This window comes from Rhizobium phaseoli (genome assembly GCF_003985125.1).
Lineage (GTDB): Bacteria > Pseudomonadota > Alphaproteobacteria > Rhizobiales > Rhizobiaceae > Rhizobium > Rhizobium phaseoli.
Map to the genome: position 1 here is coordinate 131,869 of NZ_ML133574.1, position 20,260 is coordinate 152,128.

The 20,260-nt window shown below is 63.2% G+C and carries 12 protein-coding genes and 1 pseudogene; 3 read left to right on the forward strand and 10 right to left on the reverse strand.

The genetic code is table 11. From position 1 onward, the window contains the following. Window positions 1-150: 150 nt before the first annotated feature. The 7 genes from EFD56_RS18355 to EFD56_RS18385 all read right to left on the reverse strand — a co-directional run bounded on the left by EFD56_RS18355 (window position 151) and on the right by EFD56_RS18385 (window position 9,997). The gene (locus EFD56_RS18355; RefSeq protein ID WP_126905948.1) at window positions 151-603 is read right to left on the reverse strand and encodes a DUF983 domain-containing protein; all 453 of its coding nucleotides are present in this window, start codon (window positions 601-603) and stop codon (window positions 151-153) included. Between the two features lie 64 nt (window positions 604-667). After that, window positions 668-3,040 (reverse strand): ribonuclease R, encoded by a 2,373-nt coding sequence (gene rnr, locus EFD56_RS18360; RefSeq protein ID WP_085742250.1) that lies wholly within the window; start codon window positions 3,038-3,040, stop codon window positions 668-670. A 1-nt stretch (window position 3,041) separates the two neighbouring features. Beyond that, window positions 3,042-5,696, reverse strand: a complete 2,655-nt coding sequence (gene topA, locus EFD56_RS18365; protein WP_126905949.1) for a type I DNA topoisomerase — start codon at window positions 5,694-5,696, stop codon at window positions 3,042-3,044. Window positions 5,697-5,946: 250 nt separating this feature from the next. After that, complete coding sequence (dprA, locus tag EFD56_RS18370; RefSeq protein ID WP_085742252.1) at window positions 5,947-7,089, reverse strand: DNA-processing protein DprA; 1,143 nt, start codon at window positions 7,087-7,089, stop codon at window positions 5,947-5,949. Beyond that, window positions 7,089-7,709 (reverse strand): glycerol-3-phosphate 1-O-acyltransferase PlsY, encoded by a 621-nt coding sequence (gene plsY / locus EFD56_RS18375; RefSeq protein WP_037117526.1) that lies wholly within the window; start codon window positions 7,707-7,709, stop codon window positions 7,089-7,091. The genes dprA and plsY overlap by 1 nt, the downstream gene beginning before the upstream one ends. Window positions 7,710-7,754: 45 nt before the next feature. Next, entirely contained in the window at window positions 7,755-9,044 is a 1,290-nt protein-coding gene (locus EFD56_RS18380; protein WP_064827372.1) for a dihydroorotase, read from the reverse strand. Continuing rightward, window positions 9,041-9,997 (reverse strand): aspartate carbamoyltransferase catalytic subunit, encoded by a 957-nt coding sequence (locus EFD56_RS18385; RefSeq protein ID WP_004676639.1) that lies wholly within the window; start codon window positions 9,995-9,997, stop codon window positions 9,041-9,043. Before EFD56_RS18385 ends, EFD56_RS18380 begins: the two co-directional genes overlap by 4 nt. Window positions 9,998-10,175: 178 nt before the next feature. On the opposite strand from EFD56_RS18385, the gene EFD56_RS18390 reads away from it, so the two are divergent. Beyond that, window positions 10,176-11,834, forward strand: a complete 1,659-nt coding sequence (locus tag EFD56_RS18390) for an acyl-CoA dehydrogenase family protein (RefSeq protein WP_126905950.1) — start codon at window positions 10,176-10,178, stop codon at window positions 11,832-11,834. A gap of 30 nt (window positions 11,835-11,864) precedes the next feature. Here the strand turns inward: EFD56_RS18390 and vapC are convergent, their stop codons facing one another. The 3 genes and pseudogenes from vapC to EFD56_RS18405 form a co-directional block, all read right to left on the reverse strand. Beyond that, a complete protein-coding gene (vapC, locus tag EFD56_RS18395) occupies window positions 11,865-12,254 on the reverse strand; it encodes a type II toxin-antitoxin system VapC family toxin (RefSeq protein WP_064817946.1) in 390 nt (129 codons plus the stop codon). Beyond that, window positions 12,251-12,460, reverse strand: a complete 210-nt coding sequence (locus tag EFD56_RS18400; RefSeq protein ID WP_064817947.1) for a type II toxin-antitoxin system VapB family antitoxin — start codon at window positions 12,458-12,460, stop codon at window positions 12,251-12,253. Before EFD56_RS18400 ends, vapC begins: the two co-directional genes overlap by 4 nt. Before the next feature lie 102 nt (window positions 12,461-12,562). After that, window positions 12,563-15,438: pseudogene (locus EFD56_RS18405) on the reverse strand (Rne/Rng family ribonuclease). 622 nt (window positions 15,439-16,060) lie between these two features. On the opposite strand from EFD56_RS18405, the gene EFD56_RS18410 reads away from it, so the two are divergent. Then, window positions 16,061-17,335: an N-acetylmuramoyl-L-alanine amidase gene (locus tag EFD56_RS18410; protein ID WP_085742255.1), complete on the forward strand. Its 1,275-nt coding sequence runs from the start codon at window positions 16,061-16,063 to the stop codon at window positions 17,333-17,335. A 402-nt stretch (window positions 17,336-17,737) separates the two neighbouring features. Then, window positions 17,738-20,197, forward strand: coding sequence for a penicillin-binding protein 1A (locus EFD56_RS18415; RefSeq protein ID WP_085742256.1), 2,460 nt, complete (start codon window positions 17,738-17,740; stop codon window positions 20,195-20,197). Window positions 20,198-20,260 lie beyond the last annotated feature (63 nt).

Here is a 20,260-nt window from a genome sequence, read left to right on the forward strand (position 1 = left end):
AGTATTTCCGATGTGAGTGACCGCCTGCGGAATGTAAAGCCTGTTCAGACAAGAAAAGCTTACCATGTCAAGTCGTTGAGGATCGACGACGCCCGCGTGTCGGTGGAGGGCAGCCACTACACGTTAAATATGTCTGGAAGGTGAAGGCGTTCAATCCGGCCGTCGGGGAAGGTCGTAATCATCAGGGCCGTCGCTCTCCCCGCCGAAACCGTGCATGCGCAGCGCCCATTGCAGGCCGATGACGCCGCCTTTGATCGGCTGGATCGAGGCAAGCGCGGTGATGACGGTGATCGGCGCCCAGATGGCGAGATGAACCCATACCGGCAGAACGAAGGTCATGTCGGTCAGCATGTAACCGCCGACGAGGACGTGGCCGAGGACGAGGATGACGATATAGGGCGGCTGGTCGTCCGAGCGGTGATGGTGCATCGCCTCGCCGCAGGCGGCGCAATGATCGACCGGTTTCAGGAAAGCGCGAAAGAGCTTGCCATCGCCGCAGGCCGGACAGCGGTTCATCAGCCCGCGCAGGATCGAGCGCCGGAGCGGGCGTTCGACCGCGGGCGTGTCCCCATAGCGGACCGTGGGATCGGTTTGTGTGCCCATCGCATGTTCCTTTTCAGCCCCAAAGCGCGGGGCTCCTGAATCAGGCTTGATGCCGTGAGGTGCGCTAACGCCGCCCGCGCGGCGGCCTAGTACCGGGTTTCTTGCGGACCTGGCCTCTGTCGCGGCGGCCGGCCTTGTGGAAGGAGCGCACCGCCGTCGGCATCTCGCGCCCCTCGCTCAGCATTTCGAAACGCAGCGCGCCGGCAAGCGGAATTGCTTCGGCAAGCTTCACGGTGACGCTGTCGCCGAGGCGATAGCCGAGCCCCGTGCGTTCACCGGAGAGCGCCTGATGCGCCTCGTCATAGATGAAATAGTCGCTGCCGAGCGTCGATATAGGAATGAAACCATCGGCTCCATAGTCCGGCAGCGCGATAAAAAGCCCGGATTTCGTCACCCCCGAGACACGGCCGGCAAATTCCTCGCCGACGCGGGTGCTCAGGTGATGGGCGATCAGCCGGTCGATGGTCTCGCGCTCGGCCGCCATCGCCCGGCGCTCGAAGGTCGAAATCTCGGCGGCGATATCGTCGAGAGCGGCTTCTTCATCAGGCGTGATGCCGCCTTCGCCGAAGCCGAGCGAGCCGACGAGCGCGCGATGCACGATGAGATCGGCGTAGCGGCGAATCGGCGAGGTGAAGTGGGCGTACTTCATCAGGTTGAGGCCGAAATGGCCGATATTCTCCGGACTGTAGATCGCCTGGCTCTGCGAGCGCAGCACCATTTCGTTGACCATGGTCTGGTGCGCCGTGCCTTCCGCCTTGGCCAGAATGCCGTTGAAGCTGTTGGCGCGCATATTGCCGCCTTTGGCAAGCGATATACCGAGGGTCGCCAGGAACTCGCGCAGCACTTCCTGCTTGGCAAGCGTCGGGCCGTCGTGGATGCGGTAGACCAAGACCTGGCGCTTCTTTTCCAGCGTCTCGGCGGCGGCGACGTTCGCCTGGATCATCATTTCCTCGATCAGCTTATGCGCATCGAGCCGCGGCGGCACGAAGACACGATCGACCGTGCCGTCGGGCTTCAGCAGGATCTTGCGCTCCGGCATGTCGAGTTCCAACGGCTGACGCCGGTCGCGGCCGCGTTTCATCACCTCATAGGCGTGCCAGAGCGGCTTCAGGATCGGCTCCAGCATCGGTCCGGTCTTGTCGTCGGGATTGCCGTCGATCGCCGCCTGCGCCTGCTGGTAGGAAAGCTTGGCGGCGCTCTTCATCATGATGCGATGAAAGGTATGGCCGATCTTGCGGCCTTCACTGGAGAAGCTCATGCGCACGGCGAGCGCCGGGCGGTCGACGCCTTCCTTCAGCGAGCAGAGATCATTGGAGATGCGCTCCGGCAGCATCGGCACGACCCGATCCGGAAAATAGACGGAGTTGCCGCGTTTCAGCGCTTCGCGGTCGAGGGGTGAATTGGGTCGGACATACCAGGAGACGTCGGCGATCGCGACGGTGACGATGACGCCGCCGGGATTGTCGGGGGAGGGGTCGAGCTCGGCATAGACAGCGTCGTCATGATCCTTGGCGTCGGCCGGATCGATGGTGATCAACGGCAGGTCGCGCCAGTCCTCACGATGCGACATCGTCGCCGGTTTTGCCGCCTCCGCCTCGGCCATGACGGCCGGCGGAAAGACATGCGGGATGCCATGGGCATGGATGGCGATCATCGAGATCGCCTTTTCCGAGCCGACCGAGCCGACAACGGACAGAACCTTGGCGCGCGGCAGGCCGAAGCGGCCGAGCCGGGCGATTTCGATCTCAACCAGGTCGCCATCCGCAGCGCCGCCGGTGAAGTCGGGATCGATCACCATCTCCTCGCCGCGCCGCTCGATCGGCAGCAGCCGGCCGCCGCCGCCGGGCGCGGTGCGGAAAACCCCCATCGAGGCGCCGCGGCGCCTGTCGATCACCTTGATGATCCGCGCCGTATAGGCCGGCCCGCCGCGATCGACGGCCGGGAAGATTTTTGCCAGGATACGGTCGCCGAGGCCGGCAACCGGTGCCTTGCTCTTGCCCTGGCGGCCTGCCGGCGATTGCTGGCGGATAGCGACGGCCGGGGCCACGCCCTGATCTTCCGGCCATTCCGCCGGCCGGCCGATCAACTCGCCGTCCTTGTCGCGGGTGGTGATATCGAGCACGGTAACGGGCGGAAGCGCGCCGGGGCGGATGAGCGACTTGCGGCTCTTCTGCAGCATGCCCTCCTGTTCGAGCTCCTGCAGCAGATGCTTGAGCTCGACGCGGCTGTCGCCCTTCAGCCCGAAAGCCTTGGCGAGCTCACGCTTCGAGGCCTTCTGCGGATGATCGGCGATGAAGCGCAGGATCACCTCGCGCGAAGGCAGCGCGCCGTGGACGATGTTCAGCGGCTCGACGGCGGGAGCATCCTTGCCGGCGCGGCCGATCTTGCCCGGGCGTTTGCCCGTGAGGTTCGTTCTTTCGCGCGGTGTCCTGCTCACTTCAACCCTTTTTCGCTTTCGCCGGCGTTTTCGCCTTCGTTGCCTTCGGCTTCGCGGCCGTCTTGGTGGTCTTCGCTTCAGCCGCAGCTGCCTTCGGTTTGGCTTTCGCCTTGGCCGGCTTTCCGGAGGGCGCCTTGCCGGCCTTCTCGGTGATCAGCGCCAGCGCTTCCTCGATGGTGATCGCCTGCGGATCCTTGCCCTTCGGCAGGGTCGCGTTGACCTTGCCCCAGTTGACATAGGGACCGTATTTGCCGTCACGAACGGTGATGGCGCCGCCGTCGGGATGATCGCCGAGCGTCTTCAGCGCCGCCGGCGTGCCGCGGGCACCGCGGCCCGGCGCCTTGTTCGCCTTTTCGGCGATGACGGTAACGGCGCGGTTGAGGCCGACCGAGAACACGTCCTCGACGGTTTCCAGATTGGCATAGGAACCGTCATGCAGCAGGAACGGACCGTAACGGCCGATGCCCGAGGAAATCATCTTGCCGGTTTCGGGATGTTTTCCGATATCGCGCGGCAACGAAATCAGCGCCATCGCCTTTTCGTAATCGATGTCCTCCGGCTTCCAGCCTTTCGGCAGCGACGCGCGTTTGGCCTCCTTGCCGTCGCCGCGCTGGATATAGGGGCCGAAGCGGCCCGAACGCAGCGTCAACTCTTCGCCGGTTGTCGGATCGGTGCCGAGGTTCTTCGGCTCGTTGAGCGCGCCCCCTTCCGTTTCTCCGCCGTTTTCGGAGGAAAGCTGACGGGTGTAGTTGCATTCCGGATAGTTCGAGCAGCCGACGAAGGCGCCGTATTTGCCGAGCTTCAGCGACAGGTTGCCTGCGCCGCAGACCTGGCAGATCCTGGGGTCGCTGCCATCTTCGCGCTTCGGGAAGACCAGCGGCGCCAGCGCCTCGTTCAGCGAATCGAGCACGTTGGTGACGCGCAATTCCTTGGTATCTTCGATCTGGGCGAAGAAATCCTTCCAGAAATCGCGCAGCACCTGCTTCCAGTTCAACTCGCCGGCCGAAATCCGGTCGAGCTTTTCCTCCAGGTCGGCCGTGAAGTCGTATTCGACATATTTGGTGAAGAAGCTCTCGAGGAAGGCGGTCACCAGCCGGCCCTTGGCCTGCGGGATCAGCTTGCGTTTGTCGATCGTCACATAGTCACGGTCGCGTAGCGTCGCGAGCGTTGCGGCATAGGTGGAAGGCCGGCCGATGCCCAGTTCTTCCATCTTCTTGATCAGCGAGGCTTCCGAATAACGCGGCGGCGGTTCGGTGAAATGCTGTGTCGAGTTGATCTTATGCTTGGCGAGCGTTTCGCGCGCATTGATCTCCGGCAGGCGGCCATCCTCGTCGCCATCGTCGCTCTGCTCGCCGTCTTCCTTCTGGTCGGTATAGGCGGCGATGAAGCCGTCGAAGCGGATGACCGAGCCGACGGCGCGCAGGCCAGCCTTCTCGCCTTTGTTGTCGGCGGTGATTTCGGCTGTCGTGCGTTCGATCTCGGCCGACGCCATCTGGCTGGCGATGCCGCGCTTCCAGATCAGCTCGTAGAGCCGGATCTGATCGGCGTCGAGGAATTTGCGCAGACGATCGGGCGAGCGGTAGAAGTCCGTCGGACGAATCGCCTCGTGCGCCTCCTGGGCGTTTTTCGCCTTGGTCGAATAGAAGCGCGCCTTTTCGGGGAGATAGCGTTCGCCGAACTGATCGAGGATGGCGCGCCGGGCCGCATCGATCGCCTCGGGCGCCATCTGCACGCCGTCGGTTCGCATATAGGTGATGAGACCGACCGTCTCGCCGCCGATATCGACGCCTTCATAGAGCTTCTGGGCGATCTGCATGGTACGTGACGCCGAGAAGCCGAGATTGGAGGAGGCGGCCTGCTGCAAGGTCGAGGTGGTAAACGGCGGTCCCGGATTGCGCTTGACCGGCTTCGCCTCGACCGTGTCGACGATATAGCTTGCGCCTTCGAGCAATGCTTTCAGGCGGCCGGCATCCTCGCCATTGCCGATGGCGCGCGGCGGCAGCCGTTTGCCGTTCGCCGAAACCAGTCTTGCCTCGAACTCGTCGCCGCGCGGCGTCTTCAGGAGCGCCGAGAGGTTCCAATATTCCTCCGAAATGAAGCGCTCGATCTCGGATTCACGGTCGCAGACCAGACGAAGCGCCACCGACTGCACCCGTCCGGCCGAACGCGCGCCGGGCAGCTTGCGCCACAGGACCGGCGAAAGATTGAAGCCGACGAGATAGTCGAGCGCGCGGCGCGCCAGATAAGCGTCGACCAGCGGCACGTCGATGTCGCGCGGATCGGCCATCGCATCGAGCACCGCCTTCTTGGTGATCGCGTTGAAGACGACGCGCTTGACGGATTTGCCGTTCAGCACCCGCTTCTTGTTCAGCATGTCGAGAACGTGCCAGGAAATCGCTTCGCCTTCACGATCCGGGTCGGTCGCCAGAAACAGGCCATCGGAGGATTTCACCGCGTCGGCAATATCCTTCATCCGCTTGGCCGAGGCCCCGTCGACCTCCCAGAGCATTTCGAAATCCTGATCGGGGAGGACCGAGCCATCCTTGGCAGGCAGATCGCGCACATGGCCGAAGGAGGCGAGCACTTTGTATCCCGAACCCAGATACTTGTTGATCGTCTTGGCCTTGGCAGGCGATTCCACCACTACAACATTCATGATGATTCTCTAAAAAAGACACCGCGCCGGCGTGGAAGCCAGCGCAACACGCAGCGCAACTTGGATACTGGCCCTCCGACATGGACAGGGAAATCGCTGCGGTCAAGGGGTTTGCTACAATTTTAGTTCTTGTGTACGGTGCAATCGAGGGAAGATCGTGCGCTGAATACAATTTTAAAATGGCGCGCCCGTGGAATTCGACACGCGGCTCCTGCAGTTCCCGCAGCGGCTCTCTTATATCGCGCAAAGCTCAGTCGGAAAGCGAAACGAGGCCGCCCTGATGCCGGTGCAGCCGGCCTGATATGTCGAGTTCCAGAAGAATGAGATAGACGGCCGATGCCGAAAGGCCGGTGTGGCGGATAATATCGTCGATCTCGACCGGCGTCGGCCCGAGCGCATCGATGATGCGGTTGCGATCCGTATCGCCGGGCGGCATCGTCATTGCCCCGCCGCCACGCGGTGGTTCCTCGGCCATCGACGAGGGGAACAGCTCGAATTGCGCCAGCGGCGCCAGCGCCTCGATAACATCGGCAGGTTCGGTAACGATCGAAGCGCCATCCTTCAGCAGGCCGTTGGTGCCATGACAGCGCGGATCGAGCGGCGAGCCGGGCACGGCAAACACCAGGCGGCCGAACTCGCCGGCAAGGCGTGCGGTGATCAGTGAGCCCGAGCGCGTCGCCGCTTCGACGACCACGAGACCGAGCGCGATGCCGGCTATCAGCCGGTTCCGGCGCGGAAAATCGCGGGCGCGGGGCTCCCAGCCGAAGGGCATTTCGCTCACCGCCAGGCCGTTGCCGCCGGCGATCTCCTCGATGAGGCCGAGATTTTCCGGCGGGTAGGGCCTGTCGAGGCCGCCGGCAAGGGCCGCGATCGTGCCGGTCTCGAGGCTTGCCCGGTGGGCTGCCGTGTCGATGCCGCGCGCCAGGCCGGAAACCACCGAATAACCCGCCCGGCCGCAGTCGCGCGCCACCATCGCCGCGAATTTGGCGCCGGCGATCGAGGCGTTGCGCGAACCGACGATGCCGACAGCCGGCCGCTTGGCGGCGGCAAGCGCACCTTTGACGGCCAGCAGCGGCGGCGCGCCGTCGATCTGTTTGAGCGCCTGCGGATAATCCGGCTCGCCGATGCCGACGAAGCGGGCGCCGAAACGATGCGCCGCCTCCAGTTCCCGATGCGCCTCGATCTCGCTGGCAATGCGGATTGCCCGCGTCGCGCCGCCGCGCGCCGAAAGCTCAGGCAGCGCCGCGAGCGCGGCTTCGGCCGAACCGAAATGATTGATGAGATCGCGAAAGGTCGCAGGGCCGACATTGTCGGAACGGATCAGGCGCAGCCAGGCAATCCTCTGCCTTTCGCTCAGCACCGTGCCTTTTGGTCCCGCGCGCGGCGCGTCCATTATCCCTTCGCCCCGATCTTGGTTTCCGTTCCGCCCATCAGCCGGGAGATATTGGCCTTGTGCTTCCAGTAGGAGATGACAGTCATGATCGCCATGACGGCCGCAACCTTTTCATTGCCAAGGATCAGCAGGGCGACCGGGATGACAAGCATGGCGACGAGCGCCGACAGCGAGGAGTAGCGGGTGGTGAAGGCGACCGCCAGCCAGACGGCGGCGAAGAGCACGACCATAATCGGGGCGACACCGAGAAGGGTGCCGATATAGGTGGCGACGCCTTTGCCACCCTTGAAGCCGATCCAGACCGGGAAGAGATGGCCGATGAAGGCGAAGAAGCCGGCGATGATCGCCGCTTCCTGTCCGAGGAAATAACCGACGATCCAGGCCGCGGCCGATGCCTTCAGCGCATCGAGCAGCAGCGTCGCTGCCGCAAGCTTCCGGTTTCCGGTTCTGAGCACATTGGTGGCGCCGATATTGCCGGAGCCGATGCTGCGCACATCGCCGAGGCCGGCCGCGCGCGTCAGAATGAGGCCGAAAGGAATGGAGCCGAAGAGATAGCCGATGACGGCGGCGGCAAGTGCGATCGGCAGCGTGATCTGCCATGACATGAGATTGGATAACATATGCCCCCTCGGCCCTCCGATGGCCTGTCCTCAGTCCAGCCGGTCCTAAAGTGCGTGGACAAGCTTTCCCGAGACGTATGTCGCGACCGCCCGCCCGCTGAAGCGCGCATCCTCGAACGGCGTGTTCTTCGAGCGGGAGAGAAGCATGTCTTTGGCGACAAGCCAAGGCTCATCGAGATCGATCAGCGTGATATCGGCTGGGGCTCCCGGCTTCAGCGTGCCGGCAGCCAGGCCGAAAATCTCAGCCGGGCGGGTGGACATGGCGTCGATCAGACGCATCAGGCTGACCTGGCCGCCATGGTGAAGCCTGAGGGCCGCCGCCAGCATGGTTTCGAGGCCGACCGCGCCATCCGCCGCCTCGCCGAAGGGCAGGCGCTTCGTATCGACGTCCTGCGGGTCATGCGCGGAGACGATGATGTCGATGGCGCCGCGCGCAAGCGCGTCGACCATGGCCACCCGGTCGTCCTCCGGGCGCAGTGGCGGATAGAGCTTGAAGAAAGTGCGGTATTCGCCGATGTCGTTCTCGTTGAGCGCCAGATTGTTGATCGAGATTCCCGAGGTCACCTTGGCGCCGCGGCTGCGGGCAAGCTCGATCGCCTCCACCGATTGCGGCACGGAAATCATCGCGGCGTGATAGCGTCCCCGCGTCAGCGCTGCGATCCTGAGATCGCGTTCGAGCGGGATGAGCTCGGCTTCTCTCGGAATGCCGGAGAGCCCGAGCCAGCTGGCGAAAAGCCCCTCATGCATGACGCCGTTAGCGCCGAGATATTTGTCGCGTGTTTCGCAGCTGATGACGGCGCCGAATTCACGTGCATAGGTCATGATCCGGCGCAGCACCTGCGTGTCGTGGACGCTGGAATGGGCATCTGTGAAGGCGACGGCGCCCGCCTGCATCAACAGGCCGATCTCGGTCATCTCCTCGCCGGCAAGACCCTTGGTATTGGCGGCGGCCGGATAGACGTTGACGGAGGCCGTATCGCGCGCCGTTTTCTTGACGAATTCGACAAGGGCGATGTCGTCGATGACGGGGTCGGTGTCCGGCATAACGATGATCGAGGTGACGCCGCCGGCCGCCGCTGCCCGGCTTGCCGAGGCGATCGTCTCCCGATGTTCGCCGCCGGGTTCGCCGATATGGACGCGCGCGTCGACGAGGCCGGGTGTGGCCACGAGACCGGCGCAGTCGCGCACGACGGCGCCGTCCGGCGCGCCCTGGTTCTGCGCTGCGCTGCCGGCGGCAAGAATGACGCCGTTTTCGGCGATGATCGTGCCCACCTCGTCGAGATTGCGCGAGGGATCGACGATGCGGACGTTCTTGAGGACGATCGGGTTGCTCATGCCTTCATTCCGTCGGTTCGGGGACCCTGGTTCTGCGAGACGAGCAGCGTCTCCATGACGGCCATGCGCACCGCGACCCCCATTTCCACCTGTTCGGCGATCACGCTCTGCGGGCCGTCTGCGACCTCGGAGGCGATCTCGACGCCGCGGTTCATCGGGCCGGGATGCATGACCAGCGCATCCTCCTTCGCCGCTTTCAGCGTTTCGGCGTCGAGTCCGTAGAAGTGATAATATTCGCGCACCGAGGGCACGAAGGCGCCCGACATGCGCTCGCGCTGCAGCCGCAGCATCATCACCACGTCCGCGTCCTTCAACCCTTCCTTCATCGAATGGAAGACCTCGACGCCCATCTCGGCGATACCGGAGGGCAGCAGGGTGGCAGGCGCGACGACGCGCACCCGCGCCCCCATGGCGTTGAGCAGCAGGATATTGGAGCGCGCCACGCGCGAATGCAGCACGTCGCCGCAGATCGCCACGATGATGCGCGAGAGCTTGCCCTTGGCGCGGCGGATCGTCAGCGCGTCGAGCAGCGCCTGGGTCGGATGTTCGTGCTGGCCGTCGCCGGCATTAACGACCGAGCAGGAGACCTTCTGCGCGAGCAGGGCGGCCGCTCCAGCGCTCGAATGGCGGATCACCAGCACATCCGGGCGCATCGCATTCAGCGTCATCGCCGTATCGATCAGCGTTTCGCCCTTCTTCACCGAGGAGTTTCCGACCGACATGTTCATGACGTCGGCGCCGAGCCGCTTGCCGGCAAGCTCGAAGGAGGCCTGCGTGCGGGTCGATGCCTCGAAGAAGAGGTTGATCTGCGTCAGCCCGCGCAGCGTCGACGTCTTCTTTTCTCTCTGGCGGCTGATCTTGACGGCCTCGTCGGCCTTGTCGAGAAGATAGGTGATATCCTGCTCGGTGAGGCCCTTGATGCCGATGAGGTGGCGGTGGGGGAAAAAGACCATGACCCTGCCTCTTATTGTCTCTGGCGGGTCTATAAAGAGTGCCGCCCGCCGGGGCAAGCATGCGCTGTGGGCAAAGGCTTATGTCCCCATGCATTTTCGCCTAAATTCCGATAGAGCAGAGGGACGCGAATCATAACTTCCGGTTTCCCTTGCCGGGTTCTTGCACTAGAAGCGAATAATGACCTCCGCCAACCGGACTGACGACAAACTCGCAGAACTCAACCAGCCGAGCCTGTGGTCCGGCATTAATGCCTATCGATCCGACCCGCTGATCGTCGATCTGACGGCGGCCCTGCCGCGCGGCATCCGCGAGGATCTGGAAAACATGGGCCGCTACGTCACCTCGCCGGAGGCGCAGGAACTGGCGCGCATGGCCAACCAGGGTACGCCGCAACTGCGCACCCACGGCCTGCGCGGCGAGCGCCTCGACGTCGTCGAATTCCATCCGGCCTGGCACGCGCTGATGCGCCGCTCCATGTCGGTCGGCCTGCATTCGTCGGTCTGGGATCCACAGGCCGATACCGAGGCCAAGGATGCGGGCCACAAGGTCCGCGCCGCGCGGTTTTACCTGACGGCGCAGCTGGAATCCGGCCATCTCTGCCCGCTGACCATGACCAGCGCCTCCGTCGCGGCTCTCTCTGCTTCGCCCGCGGTGCAGAAGGACTGGGCGCCGAAGATCCTCTCGCGCAAATATGATTCGTCCAACCGCCCCGCCATGCAGAAATCCGCTGTGACCATCGGCATGGGCATGACGGAAAAGCAGGGCGGCACCGATGTCAGGGCCAATCGAAGCGCTGCCGAAAAGGTCAGCGAAGGCATCTATCGGCTCTCCGGCCACAAATGGTTCATGTCCGCGCCGATGAGCGATGCCTTCATCATGCTGGCGCAGACCAAGGAGGGCATGGGCTGCTTCCTCGTGCCGCGTCTTCTCGAAGACGGTTCGGCCAACGGCCTGCAGTTCCAGCGGCTGAAGGATAAGGTCGGCAATCGCTCCAATGCCTCTTGCGAGGTGGAATTCTCAGACACGTTCGGATTCCTGCTCGGCGGCTCCGATGCCGGCATCCGCACCATCCTCGACATGGTGACGCTGACCCGTCTCGATTGCGCGCTGGCCTCGTCGGGCATCATGCGTGCCTCGCTCGCCGAGGCCGTGCACCACACGCGTGGCCGCAGCGTTTTCGGCAAGATGCTGGTCAACCAGCCGATCATGACGCGTGTGCTTGCAGATATGGCGCTCGACGTTGCCGCCGCCACCGCACTGTCCTTCCGCCTTGCCGATGCCTTCGACAAGGCGCGTGGCAATGCCGAGGAGGCGGCCTATGCCCGCGTCATGACACCGGTCGCCAAATACTGGTGCTGCAAGATCGCGCCCGCCTTGATCTATGAAGCGATGGAATGCATCGGCGGCAATGGCTACATCGAGGAACGTCCGATCGCCCGCCACTATCGTGAGGCTCCCGTCAACGCGATCTGGGAAGGCTCCGGCAACGTCATGGCGCTCGACGTGCTGCGTGTGCTCAACCGCGGCAAGGACCTGTTCGAGACGGTCTTTGCCGGCTTGGCACGCGATCTCGGCCCGGCCGGCAAGAAGACGATCGACGTGCTGCGCGCCGCAATCGCGCTCTGCGAACAGGACGAGGGCGCGGCGCGCCTGCTCGTCGAGCAGCTGGCGCTTGCGGCCGGTGCTGCCGAACTTTATCGGCTGGGGGCAGGGCGCATTGCCGATGCCTTCATCGAGACACGGCTTGCCGGCGGCTGGCGCTCCACCTACGGCATGCTCGATTCCCGCTTCGACGCCAGCTACATCGTCGATCTTCTCTATCCGCCGGCGGCCTGACGGCAGGCGGGGGACTGCCTAATATCGTGTTCAGGCGATCCTGAGGCCGAGATACTCGGCCATCGGATCGAAATCCCGATCATCGTGTAAGAGCGAATAGCCTTCCTGAATGCAGAATGTGCCGATGATCAGGTCGATGGTCTTGCGCACTGTGATGCCGCGTTCCCGTAACAGACGGTAGTTGCGAGCTGCCCTAACAGCGAGTTTGTCGTCAAGCATCGGGCGGAGAGTGAATTGGCGCAAGCTCGCTTCGATGGTGGCTGCATGGCGTTCGTTGCGCGCGCCCTGAAGCACTTCCAAAAGGATAACGTCACCAACAAGAATCTCGAGCGGATCCTCGATATTCTGCAGACGTCGTCTGGCCTCACTTTCTATCCCGCGTAGATGCGCGATCCAGACCGAACTGTCGACGACGATCACTGATTATCGTCCGGACGACCGCGACGCATCTCGTCCAGATCCCCTTCCCAGCCGATTCCTGAGAGATTTGCTATCGCGTTTTTCCGGCGGTGCCTGTCGACAAGGTTTCGCAGGGCCTGTTCGATGGTGGCTTTTTTCGTCGTCAATCCGGTGGCGGTCATTGCTGCGTCGAGTAACGCATCATCGATATCTATATTCGTTCGCATTTTCACCTCATGTGTATAAGTCTCTTAAAACATACACATCGCTGTCATGAGGTTCAAGATCGATGCTGACGCCATCTGTCATTTACGTCCGAAAATCAGCGTTCAGAAGAAGCCGCGACGCTGCCACCAGCCGGCCTTCTTCGGCTTGCCGTCATCGCTTTCGCCATTTTCGCTGCGGGTGGATTTCACCGTGGGCTCGGATGAGGTGATAGTGGATTCGCGGTTGGCGCGAACCGGCTTTGCCTCTTCCTGGGCGGGCGTTTGAAGGTCGGCGGAGGCTTCGGCCACCTCCGGCTCGACTTCGGCGGCGGGTGCTGCCTCCGCTTCGGCCACAGGGGCCTCGACCGGCGATGCGGCGGCTTTGCGGCGGCCGCGACCACGGGCGGGCTTCACGTCCTCGGTGACGACGGCAGCGCCTTCGACGGCGGCTGCGGCCTGGTCTTCGCCGGCCTGTTCGGCAACCGTCTCGACGATTGCAGCTTCGGCAGGAGCGACGTCATTCGAGACATCGTCGCCTTCATCCTCATCGCTGCCGCTGTCTTCGCCGGCTTCGCCAGCCGTCAGTTCGGAGCCGTCCTCAGCGCGGTTGCGGCGACCGCCACGCTTGCCGCGACGACGGCGCGCTTGCGGCGCTGCGAGTCGTCGCCCTCGGCACGGGCCTCGGGCGCAGCGGCGGTGGTTTCATCGCCTTCGCCGCCTTCGTCGTCGCCTTCCTCATCCTCATCGCCGGCTTCGCCCGCAGCCGATACAGGCTGTTCGGCATTGCCGTTGCGGCCGCGGCGGCGCCTGCGGCGCTTGCGCTTGCGATTGCCGTCACCTTCGCCTTCCGAGCGTGCCGTGGCGGCGCGTTCGGCAGCAGCCGGCTTTTCCTCGAGTTCCTCGTCTTCGTCCTCGTCCGCCTCGATGATGATGTCGTCATCCTCATCTTCGGGAATGGCTGCGAAGTTGAAGAGCGTTTCGATCTTGACCGGATTTTCCACGGCCTCGCCGCGATCAATGGCGAAATGCTGCGCGCCAACCGAGCTGTCCGCATCGATGACGATCGCCACGCCGAAGCGGCTCTCGTAATCGACGATCGTCTGGCGCTTGTGATTGAGCAGGTAGAGGGCGATGTCGGGGGTAGTGCGCACGGTGATATTGTGCGTCGTGTTCTTGAGCAGATACTCTTCGATGCCGCGCAGGACATGCAGCGCGACGGAGGACTGGGAACGGACGTGGCCGGTGCCGGCGCAATGCGAGCAGACCTGCGTGGTCGATTCGAGCACCGAAGCGCGGATACGCTGGCGCGACATTTCAAGCAGGCCGAAATGCGAGATCCGGCCGACCTGGATGCGGGCGCGGTCGTTCTTCAGGCATTCCTTCAGCTTCTTCTCGACGGCGCGGTTGTTGCGCTTTTCTTCCATGTCGATGAAGTCGATGACAATCAGGCCGGCGAGGTCGCGCAGGCGAAGCTGACGGGCGATTTCTTCCGCCGCTTCGAGGTTCGTCTGCAGCGCCGTGTCCTCGATCGAGTGTTCGCGCGTCGAGCGGCCGGAGTTGACGTCGATCGAAACCAGCGCTTCCGTCTGGTTCATGATCAGATAGCCGCCGGAGCGCAGCGTCACCTGCGGCTGCAGCATGCGGTCGAGCTGGGCTTCGATGCCCGAACGCGAGAAGATCGGGTGGATGTCGCGATAGGGCTGGACCACCTTGGCATGGCTCGGCATCAGCATCTTCATGAAGTCTTTGGCTTCACGATAGCCGTCTTCGCCGGCAACGATGATCTCGCCGATATCCTTGTTATAGAGGTCGCGGATCGAACGCTTGATCAGCGAACCTTCCTCATAGACGAGGCAGGGCGCGGTGGAGGCGAGCGTCAGCGTGCGCACGTTCTCCCACAGGCGCATCAGATATTCGAAGTCGCGCTTGACCTCGACCTTGGTGCGGTTGGCGCCGGCGGTGCGCAGGATGACGCCCATGCCCTGCGGCACTTCGAGCATGCGCGCGATTTCCTTCAGGCGCTTGCGGTCGGCAGGGTTGGTGATCTTGCGGGAAATGCCGCCGCCGCGCGCCGTATTCGGCATCAGCACGGAATAGCGGCCGGCGAGCGACAGATAGGTGGTCAGCGCCGCGCCCTTGTTGCCGCGCTCTTCCTTGGCGACCTGCACCAGCAGGATCTGCCGACGCTTGATGACTTCCTGGATGCGGTACTGCTTGCGCGGCTTGCGCTGCACGCGGTCCGGCACTTCTTCCATCGCGTCTTCGGCGCCGACGGATTCGATGACTTCCTCTTCGCCGTGATCGTCATCGTCATCATCGTCATCGTGACGACGCTTGCTGGTGTCGATGTCCTCGGAGATCGAGTCGGTTTCCACCATCGCGGCCATTGCGCCGCCGGTCGAGCCGTCATCCTCGTTGTCGACGCTCGAAGCGCCTTCGGCTTCGACATCCGTGGGAACCGCGTCCTCGGTCGCGGTCGTTTCGACAGCCGCTTCGGTGACCTTCTTGCGGCTGCGGCGTGGCCGTGCCTTCTTGGCCGGCGCTTCCTCTGCGGTCGCGGGCGCGGCCTCTGCGGCGGGCGCAGGCTCGTCGGCTACGGCAACCGGTGCCGGTACTTCCGCAGGCACGATGCCGACATCCGGCTGGTCCTGGGTCGAAAGGTCGACCATCGGTGCGGTTTCGACATGCTCGACGTCTTCGTCGCGGCGATGCTCTTCGGCCTCGGCCCGAAGCAGCGCCTGACGGTCGGCGAGCGGTATCTGGTAATAATCGGGGTGAATTTCGGCGAAGGCCAGGAAGCCGTGCCGGTTGCCGCCGTAATCGACGAAGGCGGCCTGCAGCGAGGGCTCGACCCTCGTTACCTTTGCGAGATAGATGTTGCCGCGGATCTGCTTCTTGTGCTGCGACTCGAAGTCAAATTCTTCTATGCGGTTTCCGCGAACGACAACGACGCGCGTCTCTTCCTCGTGAGACGCATCGATAAGCATTTTGTCTGCCATGTAAGCTGTGCTCCTCGGCGTGGCCGCGAGAGCGCATTCCCGACTGCTGTAGAAACAGAAAGAATGCGGTCCACCGTGGCCGCGCCGGATAATGAAAGTCGCGCCTGGCGCGAAGAGGAGAGCAGCAGCCAGACCGCAGCCGGAACCGTTTCGGTCCGGGGCCTGTACACTTCAGATAAAACCTGCTGCGAAACCATCAACAACCAAGCGTGATCGACAAATACGAAGACCCTTTTCGGGTCCGATGAGGTTGCTCCCTGAGAGCGTGGTGGCTGATCCACCAATGAAGTTCCGGCCAGAAGCCGGAAAATCAGGATCCAGTTCTCGAGTTGAAGCGCATGAGACGGCGGACGATGACCGATGTGGCGCCAGGTCCAGATCTGGCTGGCAGCCCTTGCGGCGACTCTATCCCGTCAACACTTCTACCCTAAAATGCGTTGTATGTTTTCTCTGTCACAATAGCAAGGGAAAAGCCAAATGTGCCATAATATTGATGGATTTCGGAACACATAGAAGCTGGGGACAAGCGATTGCGATTCGGCGGGCGGCAAAGGCGTTTCGCACTGGGGCGTCCGCTCCGGCCATGTGGGGCCATCGCGCTATAGATAGGATGTGGCGGTTATTGTTTAAGAGGGCTCGGATCACGGCGCAGTCCGCAACGCGGCGATCGACATTCGTAAGGCGGGTCATGACAGCGATGCTTGTCGCCGGCTGTCTTCTGCCTGACGTCGCGGGTTCGGCCGAGACGAGGGATCCGCTGCTTGCCTATGGCGCGCGCATCATCGGCGATGATGCCAGAACACGCATTGTCATCGATTTCGACCGCGAACCGCGGTTCTCCGTTCACTATATCGCCAATCCTGAGCGCATCGTCGTCGACCTGCCGGCGACCGCCTTCGGCTTTCCGGGCAAGGATCTGGCCGCCCGCGGCCTCTTCAGGGACATCCGCTACGGCAAGATGGACGAGGAGAGCGCCCGCATCGTGCTGACCGCGACAAGGCCGGCGAAGCTTTCCCTCGCCAAGGTACAGGCGGACGAGGTCGGCAAGGGGCATCGGCTGGTGCTTGAGGCCGAGATGATCGACAAGCAGGCCTTTGCCGAGCTGGTCAAGACGCAATCATGGGGCGACCGGGCCTGGAACGATCGGGACGCCGCGGCCCAGACGACGAGCGCCATTCCCGCACCTGCGAAAACCGCCCCCGGGGATTTCGTCATCGCCGTGGACGCCGGCCATGGCGGCATTGATACCGGCGCGATCGGCGTCGATACCAAGACCGAGGAAAAGCAGGTGACGCTCGCCTTCGCCAAGGCTCTGGCCGACCGGCTGAACAAGGAGCCCGGCATCAAGGCGTTCCTGACGCGCAACGATGATGAGTTCCTGTCGCTCTCCCAGCGCGTGCTGATTGCCCGCCAGAACCATGCCGGCCTGTTTATTTCGATGCATGCCGACACGCTGAAGCAGAAGGATATCCGCGGCGCGACCGTCTATACGATCTCGGACAAGGCCTCCGACAAGCTCGCCGCCGACCTTGCCGAACGCGAGAACCTGTCCGACCAGATCGCCGGCAAGGAAACGGTCGCCGAGCCTCCCGAGGTCGCCGACATCCTGCTCGACCTGACACGGCGCGAGACGCAGGCCTTCTCGATCTCGCTGGCCGAGAGCGTGCTGAATTCCTTCAAGGATCAGGTCGGGACCATCAACAATCCGCACCGCCATGCCGGCTTCCGCGTGCTGCAGGCCCCCGACGTGCCGTCGATCCTGCTCGAGCTTGGATTTCTCTCGAACGCCGAGGACGAGAAACTGCTGCTCGATGAGAGCTGGCGCGGCAGGATGGCCGATCTGCTGACCGACGCCGTCAAGCGGTATCGCAGCGGCGTCGTTGCAAATGGCGGTTGATGCGTGCAGCCGTTCAAAGTGTTACAGTATCCCATGCGTCTCTGAGCGACGTGCGGCCCTGTCAGGGTGGGGGAAGGTCGATAGCCATAAAAACAAAGAGTTGAGCATGCCGCTTGAATCAATTTCGCAGGACGCGCTGCGGATTGGCGGCGGGCAGGGGCGTTGCTTGGATGTGACAGTCCCGATGAAACGGGGGCCGCAGCGGTGAATGCGGCGGGAAGGGCCCTATTTTGCTCACATTCACGCCGTTACTCCGGCTTATGTTTCACCGCCTGCCGCGCGGAATCGGCTTGTAGCGGTAGCGCTCATGGAGTAAGCCGCGCGCAACGTGCAAATTGCCTTGATCTGTGCAATCGTTGCGTCTGCGCCGATTGACGATCGAAGAGACCGGTAGCTGAAAATATGGTTAGACTTCTTGGATATTTCTTCGGAATGGCCTGCGTCCTTTTTCTGGTCGCGGCGGCGGGTATTGCCATCTATCTCGCCAATGTCGCGAAGGATCTTCCGGACTACGCCGTTCTGAACAGCTACGCGCCGCCGGTAACGACCCGCGTGCATGCCGGCAACGGCGCTCTGATGGCTGAATATGCCAAGGAAAAGCGCCTCTTCCTACCGATCCAGGCCATTCCCGACCGCGTCAAGGCCGCTTTTCTGTCGGCCGAAGACAAGAATTTCTACAACCATCCGGGCGTCGACCTGACCGGTCTCGGCCGGGCAATCCTCGTCAATCTGCAAAATTTCGGTTCCGGCCGCCGCCCGGTCGGCGCCTCCACAATCACCCAGCAGGTGGCCAAGAACTTCCTTTTGAGCTCGGATCAGACGATCGACCGCAAGATCAAGGAAGCAATTCTCTCCTTCCGCATCGAGCAGGCCTACAGCAAGGACAAGATTCTCGAGCTCTACCTGAACGAGATTTTTTTCGGCCTTAATTCCTACGGCATCGCCGGTGCCGCGCTCACCTATTTCAACAAATCCGTCACCGAACTGACCGTTGCCGAAGCCGCCTATCTGGCATCGCTGCCGAAAGGTCCGGCCAATTATCATCCCTTCCGCCATCCGGAGGCTGCGCTCGAGCGCCGCAACTGGGTGATCGACCGCATGGTCGAGAACGGCTATGTCAGCCAGAGCGACGGTGCCGAAGCCAAGAAGCAGCCGCTCGGCGTTACCGCCCGCAGCACGGGTCCTTCGCTCTTCGCTTCCGACTATTTCGCCGAAGCCGTGCGCCGCCAGCTGATCGACCAATATGGCGAGAAGGTGCTCTATGAGGGCGGCCTTTCGGTGCGGACCTCGCTCGATCCGCAGATGCAGCTTGCTGCCCGCAAGGCGCTGCAGGATGGCCTCGTCACCTATGACGAGCGCCGCGGTTTCCATGGACCCCTCAAGCAGATCGATGCAAGCGGCGACTGGGGCAAGGCGCTTGCCGATATTCCCGCGCTGTCCGACGTGCCGGAATGGCGCCTCGCCGTCGTGCTCGCCGCATCGGATAGCAATGTCGACATCGGCCTGCAGCCGGCCAAGGACGGCAGCGGCAAGGTCGCGACCGACCGCCAACGCGGCACGATAGACGCCAAGAGCATGCAGTGGGCCTACCGCTCGGCGGACGGCTCGCGCAAGACCGCAAAATCGCCGGCCGGCGTCTTGAGCCCGGGCGACGTCGTCTATGTCGAGAAACTCGGCGACGAGTCGTCGACCTCCTATCGCCTGCGCCAGCCGCCGAAGGTACAGGGCGGACTGGTCGCCATGGATCCGAAGACCGGCCGTGTGCTCGCCATGGTCGGGGGCTTCTCCTATTCACAGTCCGAGTTCAACCGCGCCACCCAGGCGATGCGCCAGCCGGGCTCCTCCTTCAAGCCCTTCGTCTATGCAGCGGCGATGGACAATGGCTATACGCCTGCCTCCGTCATTATGGACGCGCCGATCGAGATCGTCTCGGGCGGCCAGGTCTGGAAGCCGGAGAATTACGGCGGCGAAGTCGGCGGCCCGTCTACGCTGCGCTCGGGCATTGAGCATTCGCGCAACCTGATGACGGTGCGCCTGGCCAACGATCTCGGCATGAACATCGTTGCCGAATATGCCGAACGCTTCGGCATCTACGATCACATGCTGCCGGTGCTGTCGATGTCGCTCGGCGCCGGCGATACGACGGTGCTGCGCATGGTCTCGGCCTATTCGGTCATCGCCAATGGCGGCAAGCAGATCAAGCCGACCCTGATCGACCGTATCCAGGACCGCTACGGCAAGACGATCTTCAAGCATGAGGAGCGCCTGTGCGAGGGCTGCAATGCCGGCGACTGGCAGAACCAGGAAGAGCCGAATGTCGTCGATAACCGCGAAACCGTTCTCGATCCAATGACCGCCTACCAGATCACGTCGATGATGCAGGGCGTCATCCAGCGCGGCACTGCCGCCGGCAAGATCGATCTCGGTGGTCGCGACGTCGCCGGCAAGACCGGCACGACCAATGACGAGAAGGATGCCTGGTTCGTCGGTTTCACGCCGGATCTGGTCGCCGGCCTCTATATGGGCTTCGATACGCCGGCCCCGCTCGGCCGCGGCGGCACGGGTGGCGGCCTTTCCGCTCCGATCTTCAATGAGTTCATGCAGGCCGCCGTCAAGGACATGCCGGAATCGAAGTTCGTCATTCCACAGGGCATGAACCTGATCCCGATCGACCGCAAGACCGGCATGGCCGCCGTCGACGGCGATCCGAACACCATCATCGAGGCCTTCAAGCCCGGCACCGGCCCGGCCGACAGCTTGTCCGTCATCGGCATGGACAGCACCATGGCGCCGGAGGAGATCCTGAAGACCTCGCCGCAGGCCAACCAGGCCGTGCAGACCGGCACGCCTGGTCTCTTCTGACCGTCGACTGAATTTCGAGCGCCCGCCGCAGGCCTTTACATCGGCGGCGGGCGTCTCTATGTC